Genomic DNA, 26421 nt, shown 5'->3' with positions numbered 1-26421 from the left:
CCGCACTCGTGCAGCGAACCTGAGGAAAGGAGCGGTCAATGCGAATTCGTTCGATGACCACCCGCCTGGCAATACCCCTCGTCATCGTCAGTTTGATCGCTGCCGGGTGCGGCCAAGGTGAGGAAAGCGTCGGCGAGGGCGAAGCGGCTCTCGGCGCGACCAGTGACATCAATCCGAAAGATGTCAGCGAACTTCGCGACGGTGGCAATCTTCGGCTGGCCGCCAGTGCACTGCCGCAGAACTGGAACAACCTGCACACTGACGGCAACGACGCCGGTACCGGGTCACTGCTTCGTCCAGTGATGCCGCGGGCGTTCACCACCGACGCATCGGCGAACTTTTCGGTCAATACCGACTATTTCACCGATATCCAGATGACCGGTACCGACCCGCAGCAGATCACGTACACGATCAATCCCAAAGCCGTGTGGTCCGACGGCACACCGATCTCGTGGGAAGACATTCAATCCCAGGCCAACGCGCTCAGCGGCAGAGACAAAGGCTTCCTGCTCGCCAACAACAGCGGCTTCGACCGGGTGGAGAAGGTCGAACGCGGTGTCGATGACAAACAGGCCGTTCTCACCTTCAGCAAGCACTACGCCGACTGGCGTGGGCAATTCGCGGGGAACTCGTTCCTCTACCCCAAGACCGCGACTGCGACGCCGGAGGCTTTCAACAAGAGCCAGGTCGACGCGTTGGGGCTGTCGGCGGGTCCGTTCGTCGTCCAGTCCGTTGATCGGGCACAGGGGCGTGTCGTCCTCGGACGCAATCCGAAATGGTGGGGCGCGACACCGAAGCTCGACACCATCACCTTCAGCGTGCTGGACAACGCCGCCATGCTGCCCGCCTTGCAGAACAACGAGATCGATGCGGTCGGCCTCGCCAATCGCGACGAGCTGAAGACCGCGAGCAGCACCCCCGGCATCGCGATCCGTCGCGCTCCGGGCAACCAGTGGTCGCACTTCACCTTCAACGGCGCGCCCGGGTCGATTGTGGCCGAACAGGGTGTCCGCGTTGCGATTTCGAAGGCAATCGATCGGCAGGGGATCGCCAATGCCATCCAGAACGGCATGGTCGCGGACCCTAAGCCGCTGAACAATCACGTCTACCTGGCCGGCCAGAAGGGCTACCAGGACAACAGCCTTGGCTTTGATCCGGCGGCCGCAGCCCAGGAACTCGACGCGCTCGGCTGGAAGCTCAACGGCGATGTGCGCGAGAAGGACGGCCGCAAGCTGGAGATCCGTGACGTGATGTACAACCAGGACGTCTGGGTGCAGATCGCACAGATCATCCAGCAGAACCTGGCCCAGATCGGCGTCAAGCTGGTGATCGAAACCAAGGCAGGCCAAGGGTTCTTCACCGACAACATTCATCCAGGCAACTTCGATGTCGGTCAGTGGTCGTGGGTCGGTGACCCGTTCCCGCTCAGCAGCCTGAACCAGATCTACGGCTACAACCCGGACGATATCCAGGGCAACTACGGTCGGATCGGTTCGCCGGAGCTCAACGCCCTGATCGAGCAGACCGTCTCCGAACTGGATCCGGTCAAAGCGGTCGAGCTGGCGAATCAGGTCGACCGGAAGGTCTTCGAGGAAGGCCATTCCCTTCCGCTGATGCAATCGCCCGGTAACCTCGCGGCACGCGACACCCTCGCCAACTTCGGCGCACCCGGTCTTGCCTCCTACGACTACACCAAGATCGGCTTCGTGAAGTGAGCACGGAAGTTCTCCTGAAGTGAGCACCGGCCCGGCGCGCGCACTCACCTATCCGCTGCTCGTCACGAGCGGCACCCTCGCGATCATCGCCGCGTGGGTGCCGTTCGCCGATATCGATCAGCTGAGTGCGCTCGCCGTGGTCGCTCTGGCTGTACTCGCTTACACCGCTTACCAATTGGGCTTTGCGTTCGGTGTTCTCCCGAGCGGGCTGGTGGCGACCGGCACGGTGCGCGGTAGGCGGGTTCGGCAGCAGTATCGGCTGGTCAGCCGGTCGTGGCTGGAGATCAGCAGTGGGGACCGCGTGGTGTGGCAGCCGGTGTTCTATGACCCGGCGCTGTCGACGCTCACCGCGACCGATCTGGAACTGACCGGCCGATCCATCGATGCCGGGAACACGCGTTTCTATCCCTCGGGCCGGGTCCGTACGGCCGAGCCGCCGGGCAAGCTCGTCGATAACCCGTCCCGTCCCACCGATCCACCCGCCTACGGCATCCCCCGCCGCCTGATCCTCGACATCCAACCCGCGATCGGCGCTCCCCTCGTCGGCCTGCTCTGGGTCTATGTCATGAACGGCGGCCTCGGCGCTTTCGTCGCCACCACCACGGTCGCCGCAGCCACCTTCACCTGGCTCTCCGCCATCCGAGGCTCCGACCCCAGCTGACCCGGAAGTCGACCACCAGGCACTGTGCCGTTTTCTCATCAATTGCCCTGTTCGAAATTTACTGGTCTGACCACTTGACCTCTTACCGCTGAGGGCGCATCATCAGAGGTATGGCATGGACTCCCGTGGTGAAGCGCTCGGTTTCCGGTGATGTGTTCGAGCAGATCGCCGCCGAGGTGCTGGGTGGGGAGTTGGTGGCGGGGAGCACGTTGCCGAGTGAGCGGCAGTTGGCCGAGGCGTTGGGGGTTTCGCGGCCTGCGGTGCGGGAGGCTTTGCAGCGGCTGGCCGCGGCGGGGCTGGTTGCGGTTCGGCAAGGTGAGGCGACGACTGTGCTCGATTATCGGCGGAGTGCGGGGCTGGAGGTGCTTCCGCGGCTGTTGCTTCGGGGCGATTCCATCGATCCCGCGGTCGCTCGCAGCATTCTCGAGGCGCGGCTGCACAACGGGCCGAAGATTGCCGAGCTTGCCGCAGCGCGGGTGCGATCGCGCGGTACGGCCGATCCACGGGTCGACAGCGAATTGGCACTGCTGCACGCATCTGTCGATTCCCTTGTCGCCGAATCGGATCCACTCACTCAGCAACGGATCGCGCTCGAATTCTGGGACCACATCCTCGATCTCTCCGATTCGATCGCCTTCCGGCTGATGTATTCCATGCTGCGCGCCGCCTACGAACCCGCCTTGGCCGCGCTGGCGCCGATCATGTCCGCCGAGGTGGGCAATGGCGACGCCTATCGAGACCTGGCCGCCGCGATCGCCGCGGGCGAGCCGGAACGGGCCGCCGACACCGCTCGAGCACTGCTCGAGCCGGCGACCACCGCCCTGATCCATGCCCTCGACGGGGCGTGATTCACCCGAGGAATGACATGACCGATCACCGTCCGACAACGACGTCGCACGACACCGCCGACGAAACCCGTGCGACCGAAACCCGCCGAACTCCCGACCGCGGCTCGCCTCGTGCGATCCGGCGCAGCCTGCCCCTGAGCGAGCCGGCCCGCGAATTCCTCCGGCATCCGTCACCCTGGATGATCGCGGCGGTCTTCGTGGTCGCGGCGACCACCCGCCTCGCCGTCGGCGACTGGCAGCTCACCGACGCCCTTGTCCCCGTGGTGATTCTGGCCGCGTTCCCGGTCGTCGAGTGGATCATCCACGTCACTGTGCTGCATTGGCGCCCACGGCATCTCGGCCCGCTGACCCTCGACAGTGAGCTGGCCCGCAAACATCGCGAGCATCACGTCGACCCGCGCGACATCCCGCTGATCTTCATCCCGCCGAAGTCGCTGTTGCTCACGATCCTCGCCCTGGTCGCGATCGCCCTGCTCGCCTTCCCCCGCACGGGCCTGGGCCTCACCTTCCTGCTGACCATCGGCACGCTGGGCATGCTCTACGAGTGGACGCACTACCTCATCCACACCGACTACAAACCGAAACATGCTCCGTACCGGGCAATTTGGCGCAATCACCGTCACCACCACTACAAGAACGAGCACTACTGGTTCACCGTGACCACCTCCGGCACCGCCGACCGACTACTCGGCACCGCCCCGGACCCGGCCACCACACCGACATCCCCCACGGCGCGCAACCTCCACGCCGACTAGATCCGAACACCCCCACAGCCCGGCTCGCATCGTCACGCGAGCCGGGCTTTCGCTTGTCCACCGACGAAAACCCTTTCCCGCCGAAGGCTTGACAGATTTATACCCTAGGGGGGTATGGTACCGAGCACGAGACGCACTCCGCTCGAAAGGACGAAAGTCGTGACTACGCAATCGCAATCCACCCGGAAGTGGTGGGCGCTGGCGGTGATCGCCGCCGCGCAGTTCATGGTCATCATGGACACCTCGATCATCGGGATCGCACTGCCCAAGATGCAGGCCGAACTCGGGTTCACGCCGGGCAATCTGACGTGGGTGTTCAATGCCTACGTGGTCGCCTTCGGCGGTCTGCTGCTGCTCGGCGGCAGACTCTCCGACCTGCTCGGCGCTCGCCGGGTATTCGCCGCCGGCTGGGTGGTGCTCGGCATCGGCTCCGTAATCGCCGGCGCCGCAGGCAATGTCGGCGTGGAGCTGGCAGGTCGGGCGATCCAAGGTGGTGGTGCGGCCCTGATCGCACCGTCCGCGCTCACGTTGCTGATGATGCTGTTCGGCGGCTCGCCACAGGAGCTCACCAAGGCGCTCGCCGTCTATGGCGCGGCCGCACCGGCCGGTGGTACAGCAGGCGTGTTTCTCGGTGGCGTGATCACCGAATACATCAGCTGGCCTTGGGTTTTCTACATCAATATTCCGATCGCCGTGCTCGCGCTGATCGCCGTGCCGCTGCTGATGCCCGCCGCCCCGGCGCGTAAGGGATCCATCGATATCGCCGGATCTGTCACTGTGACAGCCGGTTTGGCGGCCGCGGTCTACGCGATCGTGCAGGCACCGGAGGTCGGTTGGGCCTCGGGTGAGACCTGGGGTGTGCTGGCACTTGCCGCCGCGCTCTTGGCCGGCTTCGTCGCCATCCAGTCCCGGCGCGGCGAACCGCTGATGCGGCTGAGTATCTTCCGCGCACCGAACCTGGCCGCCGCCAATTTCGCCCAGTTCGCGCTGGCCGCCGCGTGGGTGCCGATGTGGTTCTTCCTCAATCTGTACCTGCAGCAGGTGCTCGGCTACAGCGCCTTCCCGTCGGGTGCCGCGCTGCTGCCGATGACCACGCTGATCATGCTCGGCATGGTGGTGCTGGCACCGAAGGCGATGCAGCGTTTCGGCGCGAAGCCGATGATCGTCACCGGCCTGATCGTGCTCGGCCTCGGCCTCGCGGTCATGTCGCTGGTTCGGCCGACCGGCAATTTCTGGGTCGACGTGCTGCCCGCCTCGCTGATAGCGGCGGGGGGTATGTCGCTGGCCTTCATCCCCTCGCTCGGCACCGCCATCTCGGCGGCGCGTCCCGAGGAGGGTGGGCTGGCCTCGGGCATCGTCAACGTCAGCTACCAGGTGGGTTCCGCGCTCGGCCTGGCCGCCATGACGGCGGTGGCCGCCGCGTTCGGCGCGAGCGAGCTCGGCGACGCCTCGGCGCTGACCGACGGCTACTCCGCGGCCTTCCTCGGCGCGGGCGTACTGGCACTGGCGGGCGCGGGCATCACCGCGGCGACCATGCGCACCCCGGCCCCGGACAAGACCGGCGCGACCGTTTGACAAAATACCCTAGGGGGGTATGGTAATGATCAAGAGCGAAACGAGGAGAGTTCCATGAGCACCACCACTGTCACCGTCAACGGCATGACCTGCGGCTGCTGCGTCAACAAGGTCCGCGACAAGGTCGGCGCCCTGCCCGGCGTCACCGGCGTCGATGTCGACCTGGCCGCGGGCACGGTGGCCATCGCGGGAACCACACCAGAACGCACCGCCCTCGCCGACGCCGTCACCGCGGCCGGCTTCCAACTCGCAGACTGAACCGGATCGGAGCATTCCCGATGAACGCAACAGGCAAGTTCGCCGGATTCACCCTCGGCCTCGCGGCGGTCTTCGGGATCGCTCTGGCCGCGGGCGCCCTGGTCGGTCCGGAACCTTCCGAACCGGCCGGGCACGGCGAGCACTCGACCGCGGCGGCACCGTCCGCCGAACTGCCCGGCGGCCTCCTGGTCACCGATCAGGGCTACACACTGGCGCTGGACAAGACGAACACCACCACGGCGGCGCAATCGCAGATCGCCTTCCGCATCCTCGACGCCACCGGCGCCCCGGTCACGAAATACCAGGCCAGCCACGACAAGGACCTGCACCTGATCGTGGTCCGGCGCGACATGGCCGGGTTCCAGCACGTGCATCCGGTGCTCGATCCGGCCGGTACCTGGACCGTCCCGCTGAACCTGAGCCGGGCCGGTGACTACCGGGTCTTCGCCGACTTCACCCCGGCGGGCGGGTCGAACCTGACGCTCGGCGCGGATCTGCGCGTGGCCGGCAACTACGACGTGCAGGCCCTGCCCGCCCCGGCCGCCACCGCGCAGGTCGGCGAGTACACGGTCGCGCTGAACGGCACGGTCACCCCGGGTACGGCGTCGAAGGTGACGCTCTCGGTCAGCCGCAACGGCACCCCGGTCAACGACCTCCAGCCCTACCTCGGCGCCTACGGTCACCTGGTCGCACTCCGGGCCGCCGACCTCGCCTACCTGCACGTTCACCCCGAAGGCACACCCGGCGACGGGGTAACCCCCGCCGGGCCCGGCATCGACTTCGTGGTGAACGCACCGAGCGCGGGCGACTACCGCCTGTTCCTCGACTTCCAGCACCAGGGCGTGGTGCGCACGGCCGAGTTCACGGTGCGGGTCGCCACGCCGAACGCCACCGGCGCGAGCAACCCCGCCCCGACCAGCGCACCCGCCGACCACGGCACACCCGGCCACGGCCACTGACCAGCGCCGGGACACTGTCCCCGGACCGGCCTGTCCCACCCGCGATCTCTCAGCAAGAATTGCTATCAGGAACGAAGGAGCACCCCATGACCACCGTGACACACCCACCGGGCACCGGCCAGGTAGAACTGGTGATCGGTGGCATGACCTGCGCATCCTGCGCGAACCGGATCGAGAAGAAGCTCAACAAGCTCGACGGGGTCACCGCCACGGTCAACTACGCCACCGAGAAGGCGCGCGTCGACTTCACCGGTGACGTCTCCCCCGAGGAACTGATCGCCACCGTCGAGCAGGCCGGCTACACCGCGGCACTGCCCGCGCCGAAGCAGGCCGAGCCAGCCGAGGACGCCCCCGCCGAGGCCGACCCCACAGCCTCGCTGCGCACCCGTCTGCTGGTATCGCTGGTGCTCACCGTTCCGGTGATCGCGATGGCGATGATCCCGGCGCTGCAGTTCACCAACTGGCAGTGGCTCTCGCTGACCCTCGCGGCACCGGTGGTGATCTGGGGGGCGCTGCCGTTCCACAAGGCGGCGTGGACGAACCTGAAGCACGGCACGGCCACCATGGACACGCTGGTGTCGATGGGCACCCTCGCCGCGTTCGGGTGGTCGCTGTTCGCGCTGTTCTGGGGCACGGCGGGCACGCCGGGGATGAAGCACCCGTTCGAATTCACCATCGCGCGGATGGACGGCACGGGCAGCATCTACCTCGAAGCCGCGGCGGGCGTGACCACGTTCATCCTGGCCGGGCGGTATTTCGAGGCACGGTCGAAGCGGCGGGCAGGCGCGGCCTTGCGGGCGCTGCTCGAGCTGGGCGCCAAGGAAGTCGCGGTGGTCCGCGACGGAGTCGAGACCCGGATTCCGGTGGAGCAGTTGGTCGTCGGTGACGAGTTCATCGTGCGGCCGGGCGAGAAGATCGCCACCGACGGTGTGATCACCGAGGGCACGTCGGCGGTCGACGCGTCCATGCTGACCGGTGAGTCGGTGCCGGTGGAGGTCGGCGTCGACGACGCGGTCACCGGTGCCACCGTGAACGTCGGCGGCCGGCTCGTGGTGCGCGCCACCAGGATCGGCGCCGACACCCAGCTCGCCCAGATGGCACAGCTGGTCGAAGACGCGCAGACCGGCAAGGCGCAGGCGCAGCGGCTGGCCGACAAGATCTCCGGCATCTTCGTCCCGATCGTCATCGCGCTCGCCGTCGCCACACTCGGATTCTGGCTCGGCACAGGCGGTTCCATCGCCGCGGCCTTCACCGCGGGCGTGGCGGTGCTGATCATCGCCTGCCCCTGCGCCCTCGGCCTCGCCACCCCGACCGCGCTGATGGTCGGTACCGGACGCGGCGCGCAGCTCGGCATCCTGATCAAGGGCCCCGAGGTGCTGGAGTCGACCCGCAAGGTCGACACCATCGTGCTGGACAAGACCGGCACCGTCACCACCGGCAAGATGACCCTGCTCGAGGTGATCCCCGCCGAGGGTGAACTGGACACTCAGGTGCTGGAACTCGCTGGTGCGCTGGAGGATTCGTCGGAGCACCCGATCGCGCAGGCGATCGCCAAGGGTGCGCGGGACAAGTCCGGCACGCTGCTGCCGGTGGAGGGTTTCGCGAATGCCGAGGGCCTCGGCGTGCAGGGCGTGGTCGACGGGCACGCGGTGATCGTCGGCCGGGCGCGGCTGCTGGCCGACTGGTCACAGCCGCTCGACGAGAAGCTGGAAACCGCTATGGCGGAAGCGGAATCGGCGGGTAAGACCGCGGTGGCCATCGGCTGGGACGGCAAGGCGCGCGGCGTGCTCGTGGTCGCAGACGCGGTGAAACCCACCTCGGCGCAGGCCATCGCCCAGTTCCGCGAGCTCGGTCTGACCCCGATTCTGCTCACCGGTGACAATGCCCGCGCGGCCCGCACCATCGGCGACGAGGTCGGCATCGACGAGGTCATCGCCGAGGTGCTGCCGCAGGACAAGGTCGACACCGTCAAGCGGCTGCAGGCCGAGGGCAAGGTGGTCGCCATGGTCGGTGACGGCGTCAACGACGCGGCCGCCCTGGCCCAGGCCGACCTCGGCCTGTCCATGGGCACCGGCACCGATGTCGCCATCGAGGCCAGCGACCTCACCCTCGTCCGCGGCGACCTCCGCGCCGCCGCCGACGCGATCCGCCTGTCGCGGCGCACCCTGGCCACGATCAAGGGCAACCTGTTCTGGGCCTTCGCCTACAACGTGGCCGCCATCCCGCTGGCCATGGCAGGCCTGCTCAACCCGATGCTCGCCGGCGCCGCCATGGCGTTCAGCTCGGTCTTCGTGGTGAGCAACAGTCTGCGGCTGCGCCGGTTCAAGTCGACGGCGCAGTAGTTCCCACGAGAAAGGCGGGGCGGCCGGATATCTGGCCGTCCCGCCTTTCTCGTCGTTCTCAGAAGATGGTCTGACTGTCGGCGGAGATCAGGAAGCCGTGTCCGCCCGCATCACAGCGCATGCCCTGGGGGGTGGAGGTGCAGGCGGCGCCGAGGGCGATGATGGTGTCGCCGTAGTTCAGGATCTTGCCGCCACCCTTGCGCGTGCCGTCGACCGGTTCGCCGACGAAGATGCCCTGGCTGGTGCACAGGAACTCAGCTTTGCCGCCGTAGACGTGCACGGCGACCTTGCGATCGGGGGCATCGGTGCAGTCGGGCAGCTGGGGCGGGATGACATTCGCGTGGCCCAGCTGGCAACCGACGCCGAGTGTGGTCGCGCTGACGATTCCGCACATGATGTTGCCGGTGGGTGACTGGAAGTAGAAGCTGTCGCGCTGCTGATAGTCGCGGGCGTCGACGGTGGCGTCGTCGCGAGACGGCAGACCGGTCGGGCTGGGGCCGGGAGCGGGCGTCGGGTCCGTAGTGTCGAGGCCGGGCACGACCGTTGGTTCGTCGCCCGGCGCGCCGCTCTGACGTACTGATGTCCCGCCCGCCTGGGTCGGGCCGCTCGAGGCCGGGCTTTCGGAGCTGTCACACGCCGCGAGTCCTCCCGCGAGCGCCACCAGCGCGGCCACCATGATCGCTGATCTCATGAGTTCGTCCCCTCCGTATCCACCCGACCGTCGAATCACAATCGCGAGCACGAGCGATATCGTTTCCCGCGCTCATGAACCGTGACCCACCCGAGGTGAGCCCGTGACCACAGCTCAGTACGTCTGGTACGCCGCGTACGGCTCCAACATGCACGCGCGGCGGTTCGCCTACTACCGCGAGGGCGGCACCCCGCCCGGAACCGACCACACCTATCCGGGGTTCCGTGACCCGGCCGCACCGGCCGCCGTCGCCGCCCTCACCCTGCCGGGGAGCCTGTATTTCGCCTGGCAGAGCCCGGTCTGGACGGGTGGGGTCGGGTTCTATGCCGCGCGTCCGGCGGCGGGCTGGCCGGTCGGTGCGGCAGCGCGGGGGTATCTGCTGACCGTCGGTCAGTTCGGTGATCTGCTGGCTCAGGAGATGTATCGAGTACCGGCGACCGACTTCGATCCGGCGCCGGTACTCGCCGACGGTTCGGTGCGGCTCGGGCCGGGGCGGTACGAGACGGTGGTGCACGCGGGTACACACGACGGGATTCCCGTCTTCACCTTCACCTCGCCATGGGATCCGGAAACCGTTGTCCTGCAACGTCCCTCAGCGCGATACCTGACGATGATCGGTGCCGGGCTGCGCGAATCACACGGCTGGGATCCAGATCGCGTCGTCGAGTACCTGCGTGTGCGGCCCGGGATCGCCGGACACTGGAACGAGGCCGATCTGCGTGGCGCGCTGCTCGGTGGCACCGGACTCGAGCCACCCTAGATTTCGCCGGACGATCGCGGGTACCCCTTCGTTGCGGGGCGTCGACCACCAGGAGCACAGGCATGGAGTGGTTCACGGCACCGGAGTACTGGCAGGGCAGGCTGATCTTCCAGCGTGGCCTGGCGGTGGTCTACGCGCTCGCGTTCCTCACCGCCGCGCTGCAATTCCGCGCGCTGCTCGGCGAGCGGGGGATGCTGCCCGTACCGCGCTACCTGGCCCGGACCCCGTTCCGCCGGTCACCGAGCCTGTTCCACCTGCACTACTCCGATCGGTTCTACGCCGTCCTGGCCTGGTCGGGGGCGGTGCTGGCGGTGGCCATCGCGCTGGGGGCCGCGGATCTGGTGCCGCTGTGGGCGTCGATGCTGCTGTGGTTGGTGCTGTGGGTGTTGTATCTGTCGATCGTCAATGTCGGACAGACGTGGTACTCCTTCGGCTGGGAATCGCTGCTGCTCGAGGCGGGATTTCTGGCGATCTTCCTCGGCAACGACACCGTCGCGCCGCCGCTGCTGGTGCTGTTCGCCGCGCGCTGGCTGCTGTTCCGGGTGGAGTTCGGGGCCGGGCTGATCAAGATGCGCGGCGATCGGTGCTGGCGTGACCTGACCTGCCTGTACTACCACCACGAGACCCAGCCGATGCCCGGCCCGCTGAGCTGGTTCTTCCACCATCTGCCCCGGCCACTGCACCGGGCGGAGGTCGCCGCCAACCATTTCGCTCAGCTCGTCGTTCCGTTCGGCCTGTTCACGCCGCAGCCGGTGGCGAGCGTGGCCGCCTGCATCATCATCGCCACCCAGCTGTGGCTGGTGTTCTCCGGGAATTTCGCCTGGTTGAACTGGGTGACGCTGTTGCTCGCCACCACCGCTATCGACACCAGGACCTACGCGGTGCTGCCCGCCGCACCGCCGGTGTCCGCGCCACCGGTGTGGTTCATCGGGGCGGTGCTCGCCTACATCGCGCTGGTCACCGTGCTGAGCTTCGGGCCGCTCACCAACCTGCTCTCGTCACGTCAGGCGATGAATGCCTCGTTCGACCCGCTGCACCTGGTCAACACCTACGGCGCTTTCGGCAGTATCACCCGGGTCCGGCAGGAGATCGTGATCGAGGGCACCGACGACACCCACCTCACCGGCGACACCACCTGGCGCGAATACGAGTTCAAGGGCAAACCGGGCGACCCCCGGTACCGCCCACGCCAGTGGGCCCCCTACCACCTGCGGCTGGACTGGCTGATGTGGTTCGCGGCGCTGTCGCCTTCCTACGCGCGGGGGTGGGCACTTCCGCTGTTCGCGCGCCTGCTCCGCAACGACCCCGACACGCTGCGCCTGCTGCGGCACTGCCCGTTTCCCGACACACCGCCGCACTACCTGCGCGCCCGCCTGTACGAATACCACTTCAGCACGCCCCACGAGCTGTTCCACGAGCGAATATGGTGGCGCCGCACCCTTGTCGGCGAATTCCTGCCGCCGCTGACGCGCGAACAGGTCAAACGTCGCTGACAACGAGAAAAGCCCGGCGCGACAGAGTGTCGGCCGAGCTTTTCGTTGAGCGGATGACGAGATTCGAACTCGCGACCCTCACCTTGGCAAGGTGATGCGCTACCACTGCGCCACATCCGCGTGCCTTCCGAGGCCGATCCGGCGAGGCGCCGGTGACTTCGTCGTGCGAGTAGGAACTCTAGCGCGAAACTCCCGAACTACGAAATCCGGGCTCACCGACGAGCCGCGACCACGGTGAGACGCGCGGTCGGCGAGCGTCGTTAAGCGCACGACAAGGTTGTGTAAGTGGTTGCGGGAGAGAGTTTTTCACAGGCGGTAGCAGCCGCGGGGATTACGGGAGGAACTACGTGAAGACTCTGGGGATGATCGCGGCGGGCATTGCGGTGACGGCGGTGACCGTTCTGGGGGCCGGGCCCGCGCATGCCGACTTCACCGATCCGGTGGAGTTCACCGACAGCGGGGAGAACGTGGAGGACGACGGGTTCGGGGAGTACGCGGTCAACCGGGCCGAACCGAGGTCGTGCCTGGTGGTGCAGAACCACACGGGCAAGCGGGTGACGGTGCGGTTGAACTACCCGACCAGCGGTGGAAAGTGGCAGTTCAAGCACGACCAGGTCGGTGTGCTGACGCGCAACGGCAAGGTGGTGACCTCGCCGTCCGGGAATTGGAACGTGCGGACGAACCCGCCGATCAGGTTCAACTGGGTCTACGACGGCAACATGAATACCCGCATGGGTTGCAACGGGTCGTGGGTTCTGACCATGAACTGAGCCGACTTCAGGCGAAGGCGGCGCGGTGGTCGGCGGCCCAGGTGGCGTAGCTGCGGGGTGGGCGGCCGAGGACGCGTTCGATGTCGTGGGTGATCAGTTCGTTGTGGCCGCCGCGGATGAAGGCTTGGCCGGTCAGTGAGCCGTCGACGAAGGCGGGCGGCAGGCCCGCGGCGACCATGAAGGTGCGGGCGTCGGCTTCGGCGATGTCGGTGACGGCGATCGGGCGGTCGATGATCTCGGCGAGGACGGCGGCCTGGTCGCGGCCGGTCTGCAAGTCGGGGCCGGTGAGGGTGTAGGTGCGGCCGTGGTGGTCGTTCGAGCGCAGTGCCGCCACGGCGACCGCTGAGACATCGCGCGGGTCGACCACGGCCTGCCTGCCGTCACCGGTGAGGTTCGGAACAGGGTGGCCGCTGCTGAGCGGTTCGATCCAGCTGAACGTGTTCGAGGCGAAAGTGTTGGGGCGCAAGATCGTCCACTCCAGGCCCGAGTCTCGCACGGCCTGTTCACCCGGCACATGCCAGGAACCCGGCACGCCGAGACGTGGGTCGCCGGTACCGACGGCGGACAGCTTCACCACGCGGCGCACCCCCGCTTCCCGCGCGGCAGCGACCAACGCGGCGTCGGTGCCGGTGTCGTCCGGGCCGGGGATGCCGACGAGGAACGCGGCCTCGATCCCCGCCATCGCGGGTCCGAAAGTGGCCGGGTCACGGTAGTCCACCCGGACCACCTCCACCCCGGCCGCAAACCCGGCCTGCCGCGGGTCGCGGGTGGCCGCGCGGACGGCGACGCCCTCGGCTACCAGCTGTCGAACGATGTCGCTTCCGATGGTGCCTGTCGCACCGGTGATCAGGATCATGCAAAGAGCATGGTCTGCGCGCTGCCTGCGAATATAGGAGAAATCGGCACGGACATCGCGGCCCGCGACGCCTACTGTTGATCCGGTGCGGTACCTCACCTCGGCGCAGCTCGAGACCCCCATGACGACGCCGGAATCGTTGCGCCCATGGCTCACCGAGCTCACCAGCACGCCGGTGTTCGACGATCTCGCTCAGCCGTTCGCGCACCCACCCATGGCGACGACCACGGTGGTGCTGCGCACCGAACAATCGGGCAGGAGTACGGCATTCGTCGTCGGCGCGCAGACCAAGGCGTCCTATTCGCGGCCCGACGAGCCCGCCGGATGCGTGCGCCTGCGGCTGGAACCCGGTGTGACACGCCAACTCCTCGGCATCACCGCGGGCGAACTCACCGACCGCGTGGTCCGCCTCGACGAATTACCCGGCCCACTGGGCACTTTCGCACCCGAGCTCACCCGTCTCCCCGTCGAACAGGCGATCGGCTACTTGGACGACGAACTGCCGCAGCGCCTTTCCGAGACCGACACCGATCGCGCGCACCGGATCGTGCTGCGCGAAGCGATCTCGGCGCTCACCGCCGACAACGCCCCAGCACTGCCCGAACTCACCGCTCGCCTCGCCGTCAGCGAACGCCAGCTACGCAACCTGTTCACCGTGGGAATCGGCCTGTCCCCCAAGCATTTCGCCCGCATCCAACGCCTGCGCCGCGTCCTCGCTTACGCGGGCAACAGCCCATGGTCACACCTGGCCGCGAACACCGGCTACTACGACCAATCCCACCTCACCGCCGACTTCCGCACCCTCATGGGTGTCCCACCCGCCGCCTACCTGCGCGGCAAGCTCCCGGCGCCGACCAGCTGCCGACTGCCACGCTGAGTCGGAGTCAGCCCTCGGTGTCCTGCGTCTTCTCGGCCTTGCGGGCGATCCGTTCGGCGGCTTCGGCGTCGTCGAGGGCGGTCGCCTCTTCGAGGGACGGGGCACCGCCACCGAGTCGTTTCGGGACCCAGTAGGCGCCGGGCTCGTGTTCGTAGGATTCCTGGAGGTCGGCCAGCATTTCCTGCATGGTGGAGCGGAGCTGTGCGGTGAGGTCGGCGGCGGGCTCGTAGGGCTGGATGGGGGTGCCGACGGCGATGGAGATGGGGGTGTTGGTGCGGCCGAGGCGCTTGGGGAAGCCCTTGGTCCAGACCCGCTGAGCGCCCCAGATGGTGATCGGGATGATCGGGACGCCGGCTTCCAGCGCCATGCGGGCCGCGCCGGACTTGAATTCCTTGATCTCGAAGCTGCGGCTGATCGTGGCCTCGGGGTAGACGCCGACGAGCTCGCCGTCGCGCAGGTACTGCACCGCCGACTGGTAGGAGTCGGCGCCCGCGGTGCGGTCGACCGGGATGTGCTTGAGGGTGCGCATGATCGGGCCGGAGATGCTGTTGTCGAACACCTCCTGCTTGGCCATGAACCTGATGTAGCGACGAGGGGTGCGAACGGGCAGACCCGCGTAGGTGAAGTCCATGTAGCCGGTGTGGTTTACCGCCAGCACAGCACCGCCGGTGGCGGGGATGTTCTCCGCGCCCTTGACGGTGAACTTCAGACCTTCGAGGAAGAACAGGGTTCGGGCCACGCCGATGATCGAGAAGTAGAGGGGTTCCACAAGTACGCAAGCGTAGTCGTAGATCTCCCCATCGGCAGGGGTGCGTTCGGTGGGCGCGGTCACCGTAGAATCGCGGCGTTCACCCGCGCAGCCAATCCGCTTCGCGCACACCGGTCTACACCCGGCGAGTCCGCTCGCCCCGACAGTCACCGCCCGCATCGCACGCGGGTGCCACGACCTAGGAATTGAGGAACGTCGAAGTGGAACGCGCTCAGTTGCCCCCGATCGCCGCGGCTCGTCCGCACCGCGCCTACGCGCTGGTCGCCGGACTCACCGTCACCGCGGCCCTGGTCACCGGGTGCGACTCGGTGTCGGGCATCCCGGGAGATCCGGTCGAGGCAACCACCGCCGCGCCGACCACGACGGCCGCGCCGACGACTACGGCGGCCCAGGCCATCGCACCGGGCGAACCGGCGCCGAACAGCCCGCTGCCCGCCGACGCGCCACAGGTCGGCGCGGTCGCGGGTCACGCCGACGCCGTCACCGCCGTGCGCCGCTGGGCCGCCGACCTGCGAACCGGCACGATCGAAGAACTCCAGGACAACTGCTGGACCATCCCGCCGGGCACCGTCGCCGAGATGTACGCCGACCCGCAGTCGGTGCTGGCCGCCCTCACCGGACCGGGCACCGCGACCGCCGACACCGTGACCTGGCGTAGCCGAACCGTCACCGTCACCGTCGACCGTGAATCCGTCGCGTCCGGATATGCCTGCGGCCGGGTGTCCGCGGTGGGCGTCGAGCCCGGTTACGACGACGCCGACGCGCGCCACACCGTCCGCCGCTACCTCGCGCGCGCCACCGGCAAACCTCTCAACGCGGCCGACATCGAAGCAGACCATCCACTGACCTGCAAGGCCTCGCCCGCCACCTGGGATCCAGAGGGCACCGGCAACCCGGTAGCAGCCCCCTTGACAGGCGACTCGGGCAAAGTAGGCAATGTCACCTCCTACACCGGCGAGGAGCTACGATCCGACCAGGTTCGTGGCGACTACCTGGCAGTTCACGTCCCTGTGACCACCTCACCGGGGGGCACGCGGACGCGCACTTTCACGGTTGTCGCGACCGCTGAGGGCTATTGCATCGGTGACGTAACGATTTAGCCACTACCCTGGTTGGCTGGTACGCCGAAGCAGTCAGGGGGCCTGAGGCGGTAGCTCGCCATTGATCCGGCGAATCAGATCCTGGTAGGAGGAAACAGCTCGTGCAGATCACCAGCGTCGGACATGCCGGCTTCCATATCCGAACCGAGGCCGGGACGATCCTGTGCGATCCGTGGGTCAACCCCGCGTACTTCGCGTCGTGGTTTCCGTTCCCGGACAACTCCCAGCTCGACTGGGAGGCGCTCGGCGATGTCGACTACCTGTACGTCTCGCACCTGCACCGCGATCACTTCGACGCCGCGCACCTGGCGAAGTACGTCAACAAGGACGCGACGATCCTGCTGCCCGACTACCCGGTGCTCGACCTGCGCCGTGAGCTCGAGGCGCTGGGGTTCACCAAGTTCTTCGAGACCGAGGACTCGGTCAAGCACACGATCACCGGGCCCAAGGGGTCCGTCGACATCATGATCGTGGCGTTGCGCGCGCCCGCCGACGGTCCGATCGGTGACTCCGGCATTCTCATCTCCGACGGTGAGACCACCTGTTTCAACATGAACGACGCCCGGCCGGTGGATATGGACGTCATCCACGACGCGTTCGGCGATATCGACATCCACCTGCTGCAGTACTCGGGCGCGATCTGGTACCCGGCGGTGTACGACATCCCGGCGCGGACCAAGGCCAACTTCGGCAAGCAGAAGCGTCAGCGCGGGATGGATCGCGCGCGCTCCTACATCGAGCAGGTCGGCGCTACCTGGGTGGTGCCCTCGGCCGGTCCGCCGGTGTTCCTCGACTCCGAGCTGCGCTATCTCAACGACGATCGCGGCGACGAAGGCAACATCTTCCCTGATCAGGTGGTGTTCCTCGACCAGATGAACATTCACGGCAACGAGGGCGGGATCCTGATGATCCCCGGTTCGGTCGCCGATGTGCGTGGCAAGGAGCTCGACCTCGCGCACCCGTTCGACCCGGATCGGATCTACGGCGACAAGGCCGCGTACATCGAGGAGATGGCGCAGCGTTTCGCGCCGGTGCTCGCCGCGGAGAAGGCGTCGTGGGAGACCGGCGAGGGTTCGCTGCTCGAGCCGCTGCGCGAGCTGTTCGAACCGATCATGAAGCAGAGCGCGCTGATCAGCGACGGCATCGGCTACCCGGTGGGCCTGGTGATCGGCGAGGAGACCATCGTTCTCGACTTCCCGCACCGCACCGTGCGCGCGCCGCTGGAAGGCGAAGGCCGCTACCGCTACGGCTTCCGGATCGCCCCGGAACTGGTGCGCACGGTGCTGCGTGACGACGAGCCGGACTGGGTGAACACGATCTTCCTGTCCACCCGCTTCCAGGCGTGGCGCATCGGCGGCTACAACGAGTTCCTCTACACCTTCTTCAAGTGCCTCACCGACGAGCGGATCGCCTACGCCGACGGCTGGTTCTCCGAGGCACACGACGACTCCGCCGTCACCGAACTCGACGGTTGGGAAGTCCAGCGCCGCTGCCCCCACCTCAAGGCCGACCTCTCCAAATTCGGTGTGGTGGAAGGCAACAACCTCACCTGTAACCTGCACGGCTGGCAGTGGGACCTGGAATCGGGCCGCTGCAAGACGTCCAAGGGCCACGAGCTGCGCTCGCGCAAACTCTGAGCCGAACTTCGAACGGGCGGGGCGCTATTCGCTCCGCCCGTTTTGCTGTCGCGCCCGGTATCAGGAAGTGAGATCGGCGGGTTCTGCTACGTGGCGGGCGTATTCGAGGATGCGCAGGGTTTCGACGGCGTCGCGGGGGTCGACGGGGACCGGGGCGCCGTCGAGGAGGGCTGCGGCCATGCCGGCGTAGAAGGCTGGGTAGTCGCCGGGGAGCGTGGGGGTGGTGCGTAGGTCCTCGCCTGCGCCGAGGGTTCCCCATCTGTCGGGTGTGACTGTGCCCCAGGGTTTTCCGTCGTCAGGGCGGCGGCCTGCGCGGAGGTCGTCTTCCTGGGGGTCGAGGCCGGAGACGGTGTAGCCGTTGGCGGATCCGAGCACGCGCATGCGCGGACCCAGTTGCGGCGCAACGGCACTCATCCACAATTGGGACCGGGTGCCGTTGGCGTGGGTGAGGGCGATGAAGGCGTCGTCGTCGGCTTTGACCTCCGGGCGGCGGCGGTCGAGTTCGGCGTAGACCTCGGTGACCGGGCCGAACAATGTCAGCGCCTGGTCCACCAGGTGACTGCCGAGATCGAACAGGATGCCCGCACCGTCCTCGGCTTCGCCGACCTCGCGCCAGCCGCCCTTGGGAACCGGCCGCCACCGTTCGAACCTGGACTCGAACCGGCGGACCTCACCCAGCTCACCGGCATCCATCAGCGCACGCACGGTCAAAAAGTCGTTGTCCCAGCGGCGATTCTGAAACACGCTCAGCGGCAGCTCGGCCCGCTCGGCCGCGTCGACCACTTCCTCGGCATCGGCCGCCGTCACCGCGAACGGCTTGTCCACCACCACCGGCAACCCGGCGGCCAGCGCCTGCAACGCCAGCGGCGCGTGCGAGCGATTCGGGGTGGCGATCACCGCGAGATCGACATCCTCGTCCTCGACGAACAGCTCCTGCGCCGACCCCCACACCCGCACCCCGGGATGCTCGGCTTGAGCCTGCGCGGCCCGCTCCGCTGACGAAGTCACCACGGCGGCTACCCGCATTCGCGGATCGGCGGCGATGAGCGGCGCATGGAACACCGACCCGGCCAGGCCGTATCCGACTACCGCTACTCCGAGCTGGTCCATGGCTGCCCTTTCGTGGTGGTCTGCGGAATCGCGTATTCACCGTAGCCGGGCCCGACTCAGCGCTCGGGCAGTTTCCCGACCGCCTGTCGTAGGAGGGACGAGGCGATCGCGCAGATCTCGTCGCGGATTTCCTCGGTTCCGTGTACCGAGACCTCGATGGTCTCCTTCCCGGCATCCGGCATCAGGAAGGCGCGGGAGCAGATGGCCTTCGAACCGCCCTTGCCGAGATGAATCTGAACGCCGTCGACCGTGACGATCTCCAGGTCCTTGCCCGTAGTGCTCGTACTGGTGCTGACAAGCTCGAGGGTGACTCGCACGCGCCCGTCCCACCGGCAGGTGTGCGCGTCGGCGATCGTGGGCTCTGCTGGCAGGACGCCGATCTTCTCGGCGACGGCGTCGCGGTCGAGCAGCGCGCACGGTTCCAGCAGGGCAAGCGAGAACTCCCGGCCCTCGGCGCGCGGCGCGGTCGTCAGTGAACGGGCGAGATTGGCCGCGATGTAGTCGAGACCCGCGCATTCCTTCACCCCGGACGGATTGTTGAGGACGATGACGATGCCGGATTCGTACTCGACGCCTGGGCTCGCGATGGCCCGCGTGCAGGCTGCGGTGCTGCCGTCGATGATAGGAACCCCTTCTACCACTGTCTTATTGGGTGTCAGGTATTCGTCCTCCTTCCCCGTATACAGGTAGAAGGCATAGCGGTTGGAACTGGCGGTACACCCCCAGCTCGGGGACGGACTCAGCTCCCAGGTATCCGCGGCCAGTGGTGTCGGCGCGACCGGCACCGAGTCGCCGAGGGCCGAGGCCAGCCAGGGGCAGGCATCGACCTGCCGCAACTGCGCCAGGGTCAGCCCGGTCACCGGCCCCGGCTCGCTTTCTTCGCGTGTCGCGAAGTAGGTGATCCCGACGAGCGCCACGAGCAGTGCTGCCAGGCCACCTGCCAGGCCGCTCCGAGCCCTCGGACTCGCCGCACTCCAACGAAGTCGCACGGATTCCAGTACACGCCTGCCGTATTCGACGCTCGCACGACCCGTTTCGACCATGACCACCGAAAAGGGTCGTCCAGGTGCGGGTTCCGGCGCGGTGATCGCGGGCAGGGCGGCCAGCAGCGCCGAGATCTCGTGCTGCTGGCGCCCGATATCATCGAGTACGGGGGCGGGCCACGGTGGCGGACCGCTCGGCTGGGCACCCAGATAGTCGAGGATCTGCCCTGGAGTGGGGCGGGCTGCCGGATCCTTGCGCAGGCACGCGGCCAGCATCTCGAACAGCGGCTCCGGCACCCGGCTCAGATCGGGTTCGCGCTGGGCGATGTTGAACAGCGTGTACGGCACCGATGGCGCGGCGAACGGTGCGACGCCGGAGGCGGCGAAAGCGAGCACGGAACCGAGGGAGAACACGTCCGAAGCCGGCGTCAGCTCATACCCGAGCGACTGTTCCGGTGACAGGAAATCCGGCGTGCCCATGGCCGTCGCGGTGGCGGTGCCGACGGCCGGGGAGATACCGACTTCACCGAGACGACCACTGTCCCTTGCCAACAGCACCGTGTCGGCCCGGATGCCTCGATGCACGAGGCCCGCGGCATGCACGATCCGCAGCGCCGAGGCGAGGGCGGCGGCCAGGGCGCGAACGGCGGGCACAGGCAGTGGCCCGTGTTCGGCTACGGCGGTGTCGAGGCGGATGCCCGGCACGAATGCCGATGCCAACCAAGGCTTCTCAGCGTCAGCGTCGACGTCGATCACCGTGGTGTTGGCGGATCCGGAGACACGCATGGCGGCAATCGCGCTGTGCCGCATCCTGATCCGGAACTCGGGCTCGTCGAGAAGTTCCGGTAGCGCCTGTCGCACGACGACCAGCGAGTCATCGGGGCCGGTGGCGAGCACGGACCGGAATCCGGCCGCGGACTCGAGTGTGCCGAGCACTCGATAGCGGCCGATGGTGGGTGGGTCGCTGGGACCGGGTGGATGGATCGTCATGACGGGGGCAACTTCTCGAGTACGGGTTCGAACAGATCGGCGACGGTCTCGCAGTTACCATCGGCCTGCGGGGTGTTCGGGTAGTACGAGGCCCGCAGTTGCTCGGCTTGATCGTCCTTGGTCGGCATCACCATGAAGATGAAAGTGCAGTATGTGGGACCACTGCCGTCGAGGTAGACCGTGTGCTCCCCGATCGCGCGTGTCGGCCGGACCCTTCCGCCCGTGACACTGTCCGGCCGGATGCTCTCGGCGACGTCGACCGAGAAGTAGCCGTTGGCACCGGACAACGCGCAGCCGTGGGGAGTCGATGAGCGCACCAGGTCACCCACCGACGAACGAGTCGCCGCGAGGTCGATCAGCGAACACGGGTCGAGCGGCAGCAGCGAGCCCTGCGGGTAGGTCCGCAGCGGTGGATTGACCGACAGTCGCCGGACCACCGCCGCGAGTGCGCGTTCGGACTGCGGGCAGAGGTCGCCCGCAGGCGGAAAGGTGCTCGCACTCATCTTCAGCACCATCGGCAAACCGCTCTGCGTCACCACCGTGCGGTCACAGGAGGCGGACTCTTTGTAGCGTCCGAGCACCGGCATCCAATTGATGGTGCTACCCATCGGCTGTTGGTCATCGCGGACATCGGCGAGACTGTCGCTGGTCTCCAGGCCGAAAGACATCTTGCGACCGGCCTGATCGCGATATGCAAGGGTGCAACCGCCAGAGCTGCTCGGTACGAATTCACCTGTCGGCGTGCCCAGTTCACCGAGCACAGACGGATCGAGCAACGCGCAGATGTCGAGCCGGCGGGATTCGTCGTTGGTCAGCGCCAGTGGCGGATCATCCATCGCCACCGCATTGCCCTCGACGCCGACGCCCCAGAACGCTATGGCGGCCAGCACCAGTGCCGAGACCGCCGCGGCGGCGGGAACCAGTCGCGCCCACTTCGGTTTCGGTTGTTCGGGCGCGATCGCCGCTGCGGCAGCAGCGGTTCCGTCAGCCCAGCGACCAGCCTCGGCCTGGCAGTCGGCGATGCGTCTGCGAATCCGGACCGGCCAGACGGGTTCGGCGTCGATCCGGCTCGCCGCGTCGAGCAACTGCTCGGGGGTCGGTCGGGCCGACGGGTCCTTTGCAAGGCAGGCGCCGACCAGCGCGCGGATCGGCTCCGGAATTCCGGTGGTGTCCGGGGAGCTGTAGAGCACGTTGTAGAGGACCTGGGGGGTGGAGGCCGCGTCGAACGGGCTCGCGCCGGTTGCCGCCATCGCGAGCACCGCGCCGACGGCGAAGACATCGGAAGCCGGTGTGAGCGTTCGGCATTCGGCCTGCTCGGGTGACATGTACGCGGGCGAACCGATGACCGCGCCGGTCGCGGTGAGGTTGATGTCGTCCTCGAGCGCCCTGGCGATACCGAAGTCGATCACGCGTGGACCGTCGTTGGTGAGCAGGATGTTGCTCGGCTTGAGGTCGCGGTGCACCAAGCCGGTGCGGTGGATCTCGAGCAGCGCCATCGCCAAGCCGGTGGCCAGGAGTTTCAGCCCGTTCAGGTTCAGTCGGCCGAACTCGCCGATCATGTCCTGCAAGCCGGGACCCGCGATGTATTCCGAAGCCAGCCAAGGTGTTTCGGATTCCGCGCCGTGATCGACCACGCCCGCGGTATAGGCACCGGTGACCTGCTGCGACGCCAGCACCTCCCGCCGGAACCTGGCACGGAACTCCGGATTGCCGGTGAACTGGCGGTGGATCTGCTTCACCGCGACCAACCGGCCATCCTGGGCCTGGCCGAGCAGCACCTGTCCCATGCCACCCCGGCCGATCACGGCCAGCAGGCGATAGCGGCCGAGCTGTTCGGGATCCTGCGAACCCAGCGGTTTCATCGCCGCGCCTCCCGTGTTCACCACGACCCGCTCAGTAGCGCGTGCTGCGCGACCGCCTGCTGTCGAATATCGGTTTCCTGGTTGCTGTAGAGGCGGACCACGAACTCGTTGTGGCGCACCACGCAGGAGAATCGCCGAGCGGGAACCGACCTGTTGTCCGGTCGCGCCGCGCGGTAGCAGGAAACACCCGAAAGCCCCGACGGACCCGGCATCGGGGTGTAATCGGCAGCCAGCGAATGCTTTTCCTCGATGTCGGCGTAGGTCTTCGCGGCTTCGCTGTCACGCGCGCGATAGAGGAACTTGTTGTACGACACCGCGATCGCGTCGATCGAGCTCTGTACGAACTCACCCAGGTTGACCGACGGATCGTCGCGCAACAGGGCATAGGAACGAGGGCCGTAGACCATGAAATCCCACTTGTCGGGCCAGTAGTCGCCGGTCTTCACCACACGGGTGAGCAACTTGTCGCTGTCGAGTTTCAGCTTCGGCACGTCGGCGGCGGGCGTCGGAACGAAGGTGTCCAGCTCGGCCAGCTGTGCGCGGTAGGTCCGTGTGAGCAGGTCGGTCAACAGTTCGGGACTTGGTTCGATGATCTTGGCGTACAGCCTGATCACCAGGTTCTTCCACACCAGCCAGCTCCCTACCGTCGGCACACCGGGTCGCCAATGCGACAGTGCGGCAGGATATTCGGGGAGAGGGAGGGGAGCGTTCTCGGTGTTCGCAGTGAAATCCGCGGCCGCCATCGCCTGCGCTGCCGCCGTCGCCTGGACCTCGTCGGGTAGGGACAGGATCGCGATCGACAGCAGCTTGTGCTTCGATTCGTTGTCCGACTGGCCGTTGCTCGCGATCGCGCCGTAGCCGGCCAGCACGTCGAACGGCCCGAGCGCGGTCCGCTGTACGCCCGAGAGCAGATCGTCGACGCCACGTACGCCGACGATCAGCCCGCCGCCGTTGCCGTCGGTCAATTCCGGGTCGACGCGGTCGGCGAACAGCACCCGCTCCCCGATACGCACGGATTCCACCAGCGTTCCGCGCACCGTGTTCGGCGCGTCGTCGTAGTCGCCCGCCACCGGTTCGAGGGCATAGTCACCGTGGTCGGGTGCGGCGTTGTCACCGCACGCCGCGGTGAGCAGGGTGAGCGACAACAACGGCGCCAGCCAACGCAACCGATTACGCACGTACATTTCCCCTCCGACCGCGGCATCGAACGCCGGGCCCCTCCCGCAACTCTGCCGTGAAACTATCACCTGCGAGTTCGGCGCCGCTACCGCACGGGTAACCGGCCGACCGCCTGCTTCACGAGCGGATCGGCGATCGCGCAGAGTTGCCCTTCGCGCTGGTTCGGGTTGCTGACGGACACTTCGACATCCTCGCGGAAGGTCTCGCCGACCTTGCGGAACTGATACACCCGGCGGCATTCGTTCAACCCCAGCATCGCGCTGCCGAGATCCTCGACCAGCACACCGTCGCCGATATCGATCACCTTCTCCTCCATGGAGGTCGCCCGGCGCCGTGGCTGCGACAACGTGATCCGCACGGTGGAGTCACCCGTCCACTCGCAGGAGTGCGCGGATTTCGCGACGGCGGGGCCGAGGGCAGCGAAGGCCGAATTGTCCACCAGGGCACACGGATCTATCGATGACAGCGATTTCTGCGCGGCGGTGTCGGGACGCAGTTCGTCGAGCGAGGCGGTGAGCCGCTCGAGGACGTGGTCGGCGAGGCGGCATTCGCCGCGAGAGAAGGTGTCGACGACGATTCCCCAGCGCGCGGCTTGCTCGCCGCCCTCGATGGCGAACGCGCAGTCGTCGCCGCGGCGGGCAATCGCGTAACCGTTGACCACCTGCTTGCCGGATTCGAATCCGTTCAGCGCGGCCCCGATCTCGACGGCGACGCGCGCGCCACCCGAGTTGCCGTCACATCCCCAACTCGACGTCGCCTGCCAGCGCCAGGCCGAGACATCCGGCGATGCCTTCTCGGCGACCTCGGTGGGCAGCCGCTCTCCGAGAGCCTGCGGCACCCAGGTGCACGCATCGGTGCCACGCAGCTGGTCCAGGCCGGGAAGAGTCGCGGTCGGTAGCGCCTGCGGCGTGTCCTGAGGCGTTGTCGCGGACTCGTTGCCGCGCAGGACAACCGCTGTGAGCGCTCCAGCGAGTACCACCGCGGTCGCCGCGACAATTCCCAGCCGGAGCGCGGTCCGGCGCTTCCCGGTAGACACCGCGACGGGCGACGGTGCGATGGGTGTGTGCGCCGGAATGATCTGCGTCGCCTCGGGGTCCGAGGTCAGCGCGACCAGTTTCTGTGTCTGGTCCGCGATTTCGGCATGGACGGGCGCGGGCCACGGCTGCGACTGAACGGGCAGGACCCCCAGGTAGTCCAGGATCTGGGCGGGTGTCGGTCTGGCCCTCGGGTCCTTGCGCAGACAGCCCGCGATCAGATCGCGCAGCGGTGCGGGGACCTCGTCGAGTTGCGGTTCGCTGTGGACGATATTGAACAGGGTGTAAGGGGCAGAGGACGCCGCGAACGGCGCCTTACCCGTGGCGGCCATGCACAGCAGCGAGCCGAGGGAGAAGACATCGCTCGCCGAGGTCACCGGTTGGCTGTTGGCCTGTTCCGGTGACATGTACGCGGGCGAGCCGACCACGGCACCCACTTCGGTGAGCTGCGCACCGATGCCCACCGCCTGCGCGATTCCGAAGTCGATGACGCGCGGCCCATCGGCGGCCAGAATCACGTTGGCGGGCTTGAGATCTCGGTGCACCAGGCCGGTGCTGTGGATCGAGTGCAGGGCCGAAGCCATTCCGGAGGCCAGGGTTCGCAGTGCCGGAACCGGGAGCGGACCGAGCTCGCGCACCGCTTTGTCCAGCGGCACACCCGCAATGAATACTGAAGCGAGCCAAGGGGTTTCGCTGGCAGTGTCGAAGTCGACCACTGCGGCCGTGAACGCCCCCGATACCCGGGCGGAGATGGCGACCTCGCGCTCGAACCTGGCCCGGAACTCACGATCGTCGAGCAGATGCGAATGAATCTGCTTGATCGCGACGAACCGCCCGTCGGGCCCCGTCGCCAGCACAACCCGGCCCATCCCGCCCGCGCCGAGCACACCGTGCACCCGATAGCGCCCGATCATCGGCGCGTCACTCGTCGACAGCGGCTCGATCAATGCGGTACTCCCCCGGTCCATACCCGCCACGGCGGGCGCCCGAGACGCCCATCCGACGAACGCCCGGTTCGCCAGCAACCTAGCATCCGCTTCCGGTCGACGTCTCCGCACACGGACAGCGACGTGTGGGCGCGATCTCCCGGTTGGTGGTGAGGCGCTAGTGTGTCACGCCTGAAATAAGCCAGATAAATTGTTAGCCTGTTTGCGTGTCGAATCGTGGGCCTTCTGCTGTTGAGATCGTTGTGTCCGA

The 26421-nt window shown here is 67.4% G+C and carries 22 protein-coding genes and 1 tRNA gene; 14 read left to right on the top strand and 9 right to left on the bottom strand.

Annotation, left to right across the window (positions count from 1 at the left end):
- Window positions 1–38 precede the first annotated feature (38 nt).
- The 8 genes from ACFWPK_RS26030 to ACFWPK_RS25995 all read left to right on the top strand — a co-directional run bounded on the left by ACFWPK_RS26030 (window position 39) and on the right by ACFWPK_RS25995 (window position 9113).
- Window positions 39–1715 (top strand): ABC transporter family substrate-binding protein, encoded by a 1677-nt coding sequence (locus tag ACFWPK_RS26030; RefSeq protein ID WP_378920012.1) that lies wholly within the window; start codon window positions 39–41, stop codon window positions 1713–1715.
- Between the two features lie 19 nt (window positions 1716–1734).
- Window positions 1735–2376, top strand: coding sequence for a hypothetical protein (locus ACFWPK_RS26025; protein WP_378920010.1), 642 nt, complete (start codon window positions 1735–1737; stop codon window positions 2374–2376).
- Between the two features lie 110 nt (window positions 2377–2486).
- On the top strand, window positions 2487–3224 hold the full coding sequence (locus ACFWPK_RS26020; protein WP_378920008.1) for a FadR/GntR family transcriptional regulator: 738 nt from the start codon (window positions 2487–2489) through the stop codon (window positions 3222–3224).
- A 17-nt stretch (window positions 3225–3241) separates the two neighbouring features.
- Window positions 3242–3979 (top strand): sterol desaturase family protein, encoded by a 738-nt coding sequence (locus ACFWPK_RS26015; RefSeq protein ID WP_378920006.1) that lies wholly within the window; start codon window positions 3242–3244, stop codon window positions 3977–3979.
- A 159-nt stretch (window positions 3980–4138) separates the two neighbouring features.
- On the top strand, window positions 4139–5554 hold the full coding sequence (locus ACFWPK_RS26010; RefSeq protein ID WP_378920004.1) for an MFS transporter: 1416 nt from the start codon (window positions 4139–4141) through the stop codon (window positions 5552–5554).
- Between the two features lie 54 nt (window positions 5555–5608).
- Window positions 5609–5812 (top strand): heavy-metal-associated domain-containing protein, encoded by a 204-nt coding sequence (locus ACFWPK_RS26005; RefSeq protein WP_378920002.1) that lies wholly within the window; start codon window positions 5609–5611, stop codon window positions 5810–5812.
- Window positions 5813–5832: 20 nt separating this feature from the next.
- Window positions 5833–6771 carry a hypothetical protein gene (locus tag ACFWPK_RS26000; protein ID WP_378920000.1) on the top strand — a complete coding sequence of 313 codons (939 nt, stop codon included), beginning with the start codon at window positions 5833–5835 and terminating at the stop codon, window positions 6769–6771.
- Window positions 6772–6857: 86 nt separating this feature from the next.
- Window positions 6858–9113 carry a heavy metal translocating P-type ATPase gene (locus ACFWPK_RS25995; protein WP_378919998.1) on the top strand — a complete coding sequence of 752 codons (2256 nt, stop codon included), beginning with the start codon at window positions 6858–6860 and terminating at the stop codon, window positions 9111–9113.
- 58 nt (window positions 9114–9171) lie between these two features.
- Here the strand turns inward: ACFWPK_RS25995 and ACFWPK_RS25990 are convergent, their stop codons facing one another.
- Window positions 9172–9804 (bottom strand): DUF6636 domain-containing protein, encoded by a 633-nt coding sequence (locus tag ACFWPK_RS25990; protein ID WP_378919996.1) that lies wholly within the window; start codon window positions 9802–9804, stop codon window positions 9172–9174.
- A 103-nt stretch (window positions 9805–9907) separates the two neighbouring features.
- Between ACFWPK_RS25990 and ACFWPK_RS25985 the strand changes: the two genes are divergently transcribed.
- Together ACFWPK_RS25985 and ACFWPK_RS25980 are read left to right on the top strand one after the other, a co-directional pair.
- On the top strand, window positions 9908–10564 hold the full coding sequence (locus tag ACFWPK_RS25985) for a histone deacetylase (RefSeq protein ID WP_378919994.1): 657 nt from the start codon (window positions 9908–9910) through the stop codon (window positions 10562–10564).
- Window positions 10565–10626: 62 nt separating this feature from the next.
- The gene (locus ACFWPK_RS25980) at window positions 10627–12057 is read left to right on the top strand and encodes a lipase maturation factor family protein (protein WP_378919992.1); all 1431 of its coding nucleotides are present in this window, start codon (window positions 10627–10629) and stop codon (window positions 12055–12057) included.
- 48 nt (window positions 12058–12105) lie between these two features.
- Here the strand turns inward: ACFWPK_RS25980 and ACFWPK_RS25975 are convergent.
- Window positions 12106–12177, bottom strand: a tRNA-Gly gene (locus tag ACFWPK_RS25975).
- 227 nt (window positions 12178–12404) lie between these two features.
- Here ACFWPK_RS25975 and ACFWPK_RS25970 point away from each other — a divergent pair.
- Window positions 12405–12827: a hypothetical protein gene (locus ACFWPK_RS25970; protein WP_378919990.1), complete on the top strand. Its 423-nt coding sequence runs from the start codon at window positions 12405–12407 to the stop codon at window positions 12825–12827.
- 7 nt (window positions 12828–12834) lie between these two features.
- On the opposite strand, the gene ACFWPK_RS25965 is transcribed toward ACFWPK_RS25970, so the two are convergent.
- Window positions 12835–13683 carry an NAD(P)H-binding protein gene (locus ACFWPK_RS25965; RefSeq protein ID WP_378919988.1) on the bottom strand — a complete coding sequence of 283 codons (849 nt, stop codon included), beginning with the start codon at window positions 13681–13683 and terminating at the stop codon, window positions 12835–12837.
- An 85-nt stretch (window positions 13684–13768) separates the two neighbouring features.
- Between ACFWPK_RS25965 and ACFWPK_RS25960 the strand changes: the two genes are divergently transcribed.
- Window positions 13769–14560, top strand: a complete 792-nt coding sequence (locus ACFWPK_RS25960; RefSeq protein ID WP_378919986.1) for a helix-turn-helix domain-containing protein — start codon at window positions 13769–13771, stop codon at window positions 14558–14560.
- A 7-nt stretch (window positions 14561–14567) separates the two neighbouring features.
- On the opposite strand, the gene ACFWPK_RS25955 is transcribed toward ACFWPK_RS25960, so the two are convergent.
- Window positions 14568–15329, bottom strand: coding sequence for a lysophospholipid acyltransferase family protein (locus tag ACFWPK_RS25955; protein ID WP_378920125.1), 762 nt, complete (start codon window positions 15327–15329; stop codon window positions 14568–14570).
- Window positions 15330–15529: 200 nt separating this feature from the next.
- Between ACFWPK_RS25955 and ACFWPK_RS25950 the strand changes: the two genes are divergently transcribed.
- Together ACFWPK_RS25950 and ACFWPK_RS25945 are read left to right on the top strand one after the other, a co-directional pair.
- Window positions 15530–16429, top strand: coding sequence for a hypothetical protein (locus tag ACFWPK_RS25950; RefSeq protein ID WP_378919984.1), 900 nt, complete (start codon window positions 15530–15532; stop codon window positions 16427–16429).
- 101 nt (window positions 16430–16530) lie between these two features.
- Complete coding sequence (locus ACFWPK_RS25945; RefSeq protein ID WP_378919982.1) at window positions 16531–18066, top strand: Rieske 2Fe-2S domain-containing protein; 1536 nt, start codon at window positions 16531–16533, stop codon at window positions 18064–18066.
- 60 nt (window positions 18067–18126) lie between these two features.
- Here ACFWPK_RS25945 and ACFWPK_RS25940 read toward each other — a convergent pair whose 3' ends face one another.
- From ACFWPK_RS25940 to ACFWPK_RS25920, 5 genes are all read right to left on the bottom strand, one after another.
- Complete coding sequence (locus ACFWPK_RS25940; RefSeq protein ID WP_378919980.1) at window positions 18127–19176, bottom strand: Gfo/Idh/MocA family oxidoreductase; 1050 nt, start codon at window positions 19174–19176, stop codon at window positions 18127–18129.
- Between the two features lie 56 nt (window positions 19177–19232).
- Complete coding sequence (locus ACFWPK_RS25935; RefSeq protein ID WP_378919978.1) at window positions 19233–21149, bottom strand: serine/threonine-protein kinase; 1917 nt, start codon at window positions 21147–21149, stop codon at window positions 19233–19235.
- Window positions 21146–23035 (bottom strand): serine/threonine-protein kinase, encoded by a 1890-nt coding sequence (locus ACFWPK_RS25930; RefSeq protein ID WP_378919976.1) that lies wholly within the window; start codon window positions 23033–23035, stop codon window positions 21146–21148. The genes ACFWPK_RS25935 and ACFWPK_RS25930 overlap by 4 nt, the downstream gene beginning before the upstream one ends.
- Window positions 23029–24195 carry a hypothetical protein gene (locus tag ACFWPK_RS25925; RefSeq protein WP_378919974.1) on the bottom strand — a complete coding sequence of 389 codons (1167 nt, stop codon included), beginning with the start codon at window positions 24193–24195 and terminating at the stop codon, window positions 23029–23031. The genes ACFWPK_RS25930 and ACFWPK_RS25925 overlap by 7 nt, the downstream gene beginning before the upstream one ends.
- Before the next feature lie 80 nt (window positions 24196–24275).
- Window positions 24276–26192, bottom strand: coding sequence for a protein kinase (locus ACFWPK_RS25920; RefSeq protein ID WP_378919972.1), 1917 nt, complete (start codon window positions 26190–26192; stop codon window positions 24276–24278).
- Window positions 26193–26421 lie beyond the last annotated feature (229 nt).

The sequence above is a fragment of the Nocardia sp. NPDC058519 genome (genome assembly GCF_042719755.1).
Lineage (GTDB): Bacteria > Actinomycetota > Actinomycetes > Mycobacteriales > Mycobacteriaceae > Nocardia.
This window is presented reverse-complemented; position numbering and strand designations above follow the sequence as displayed.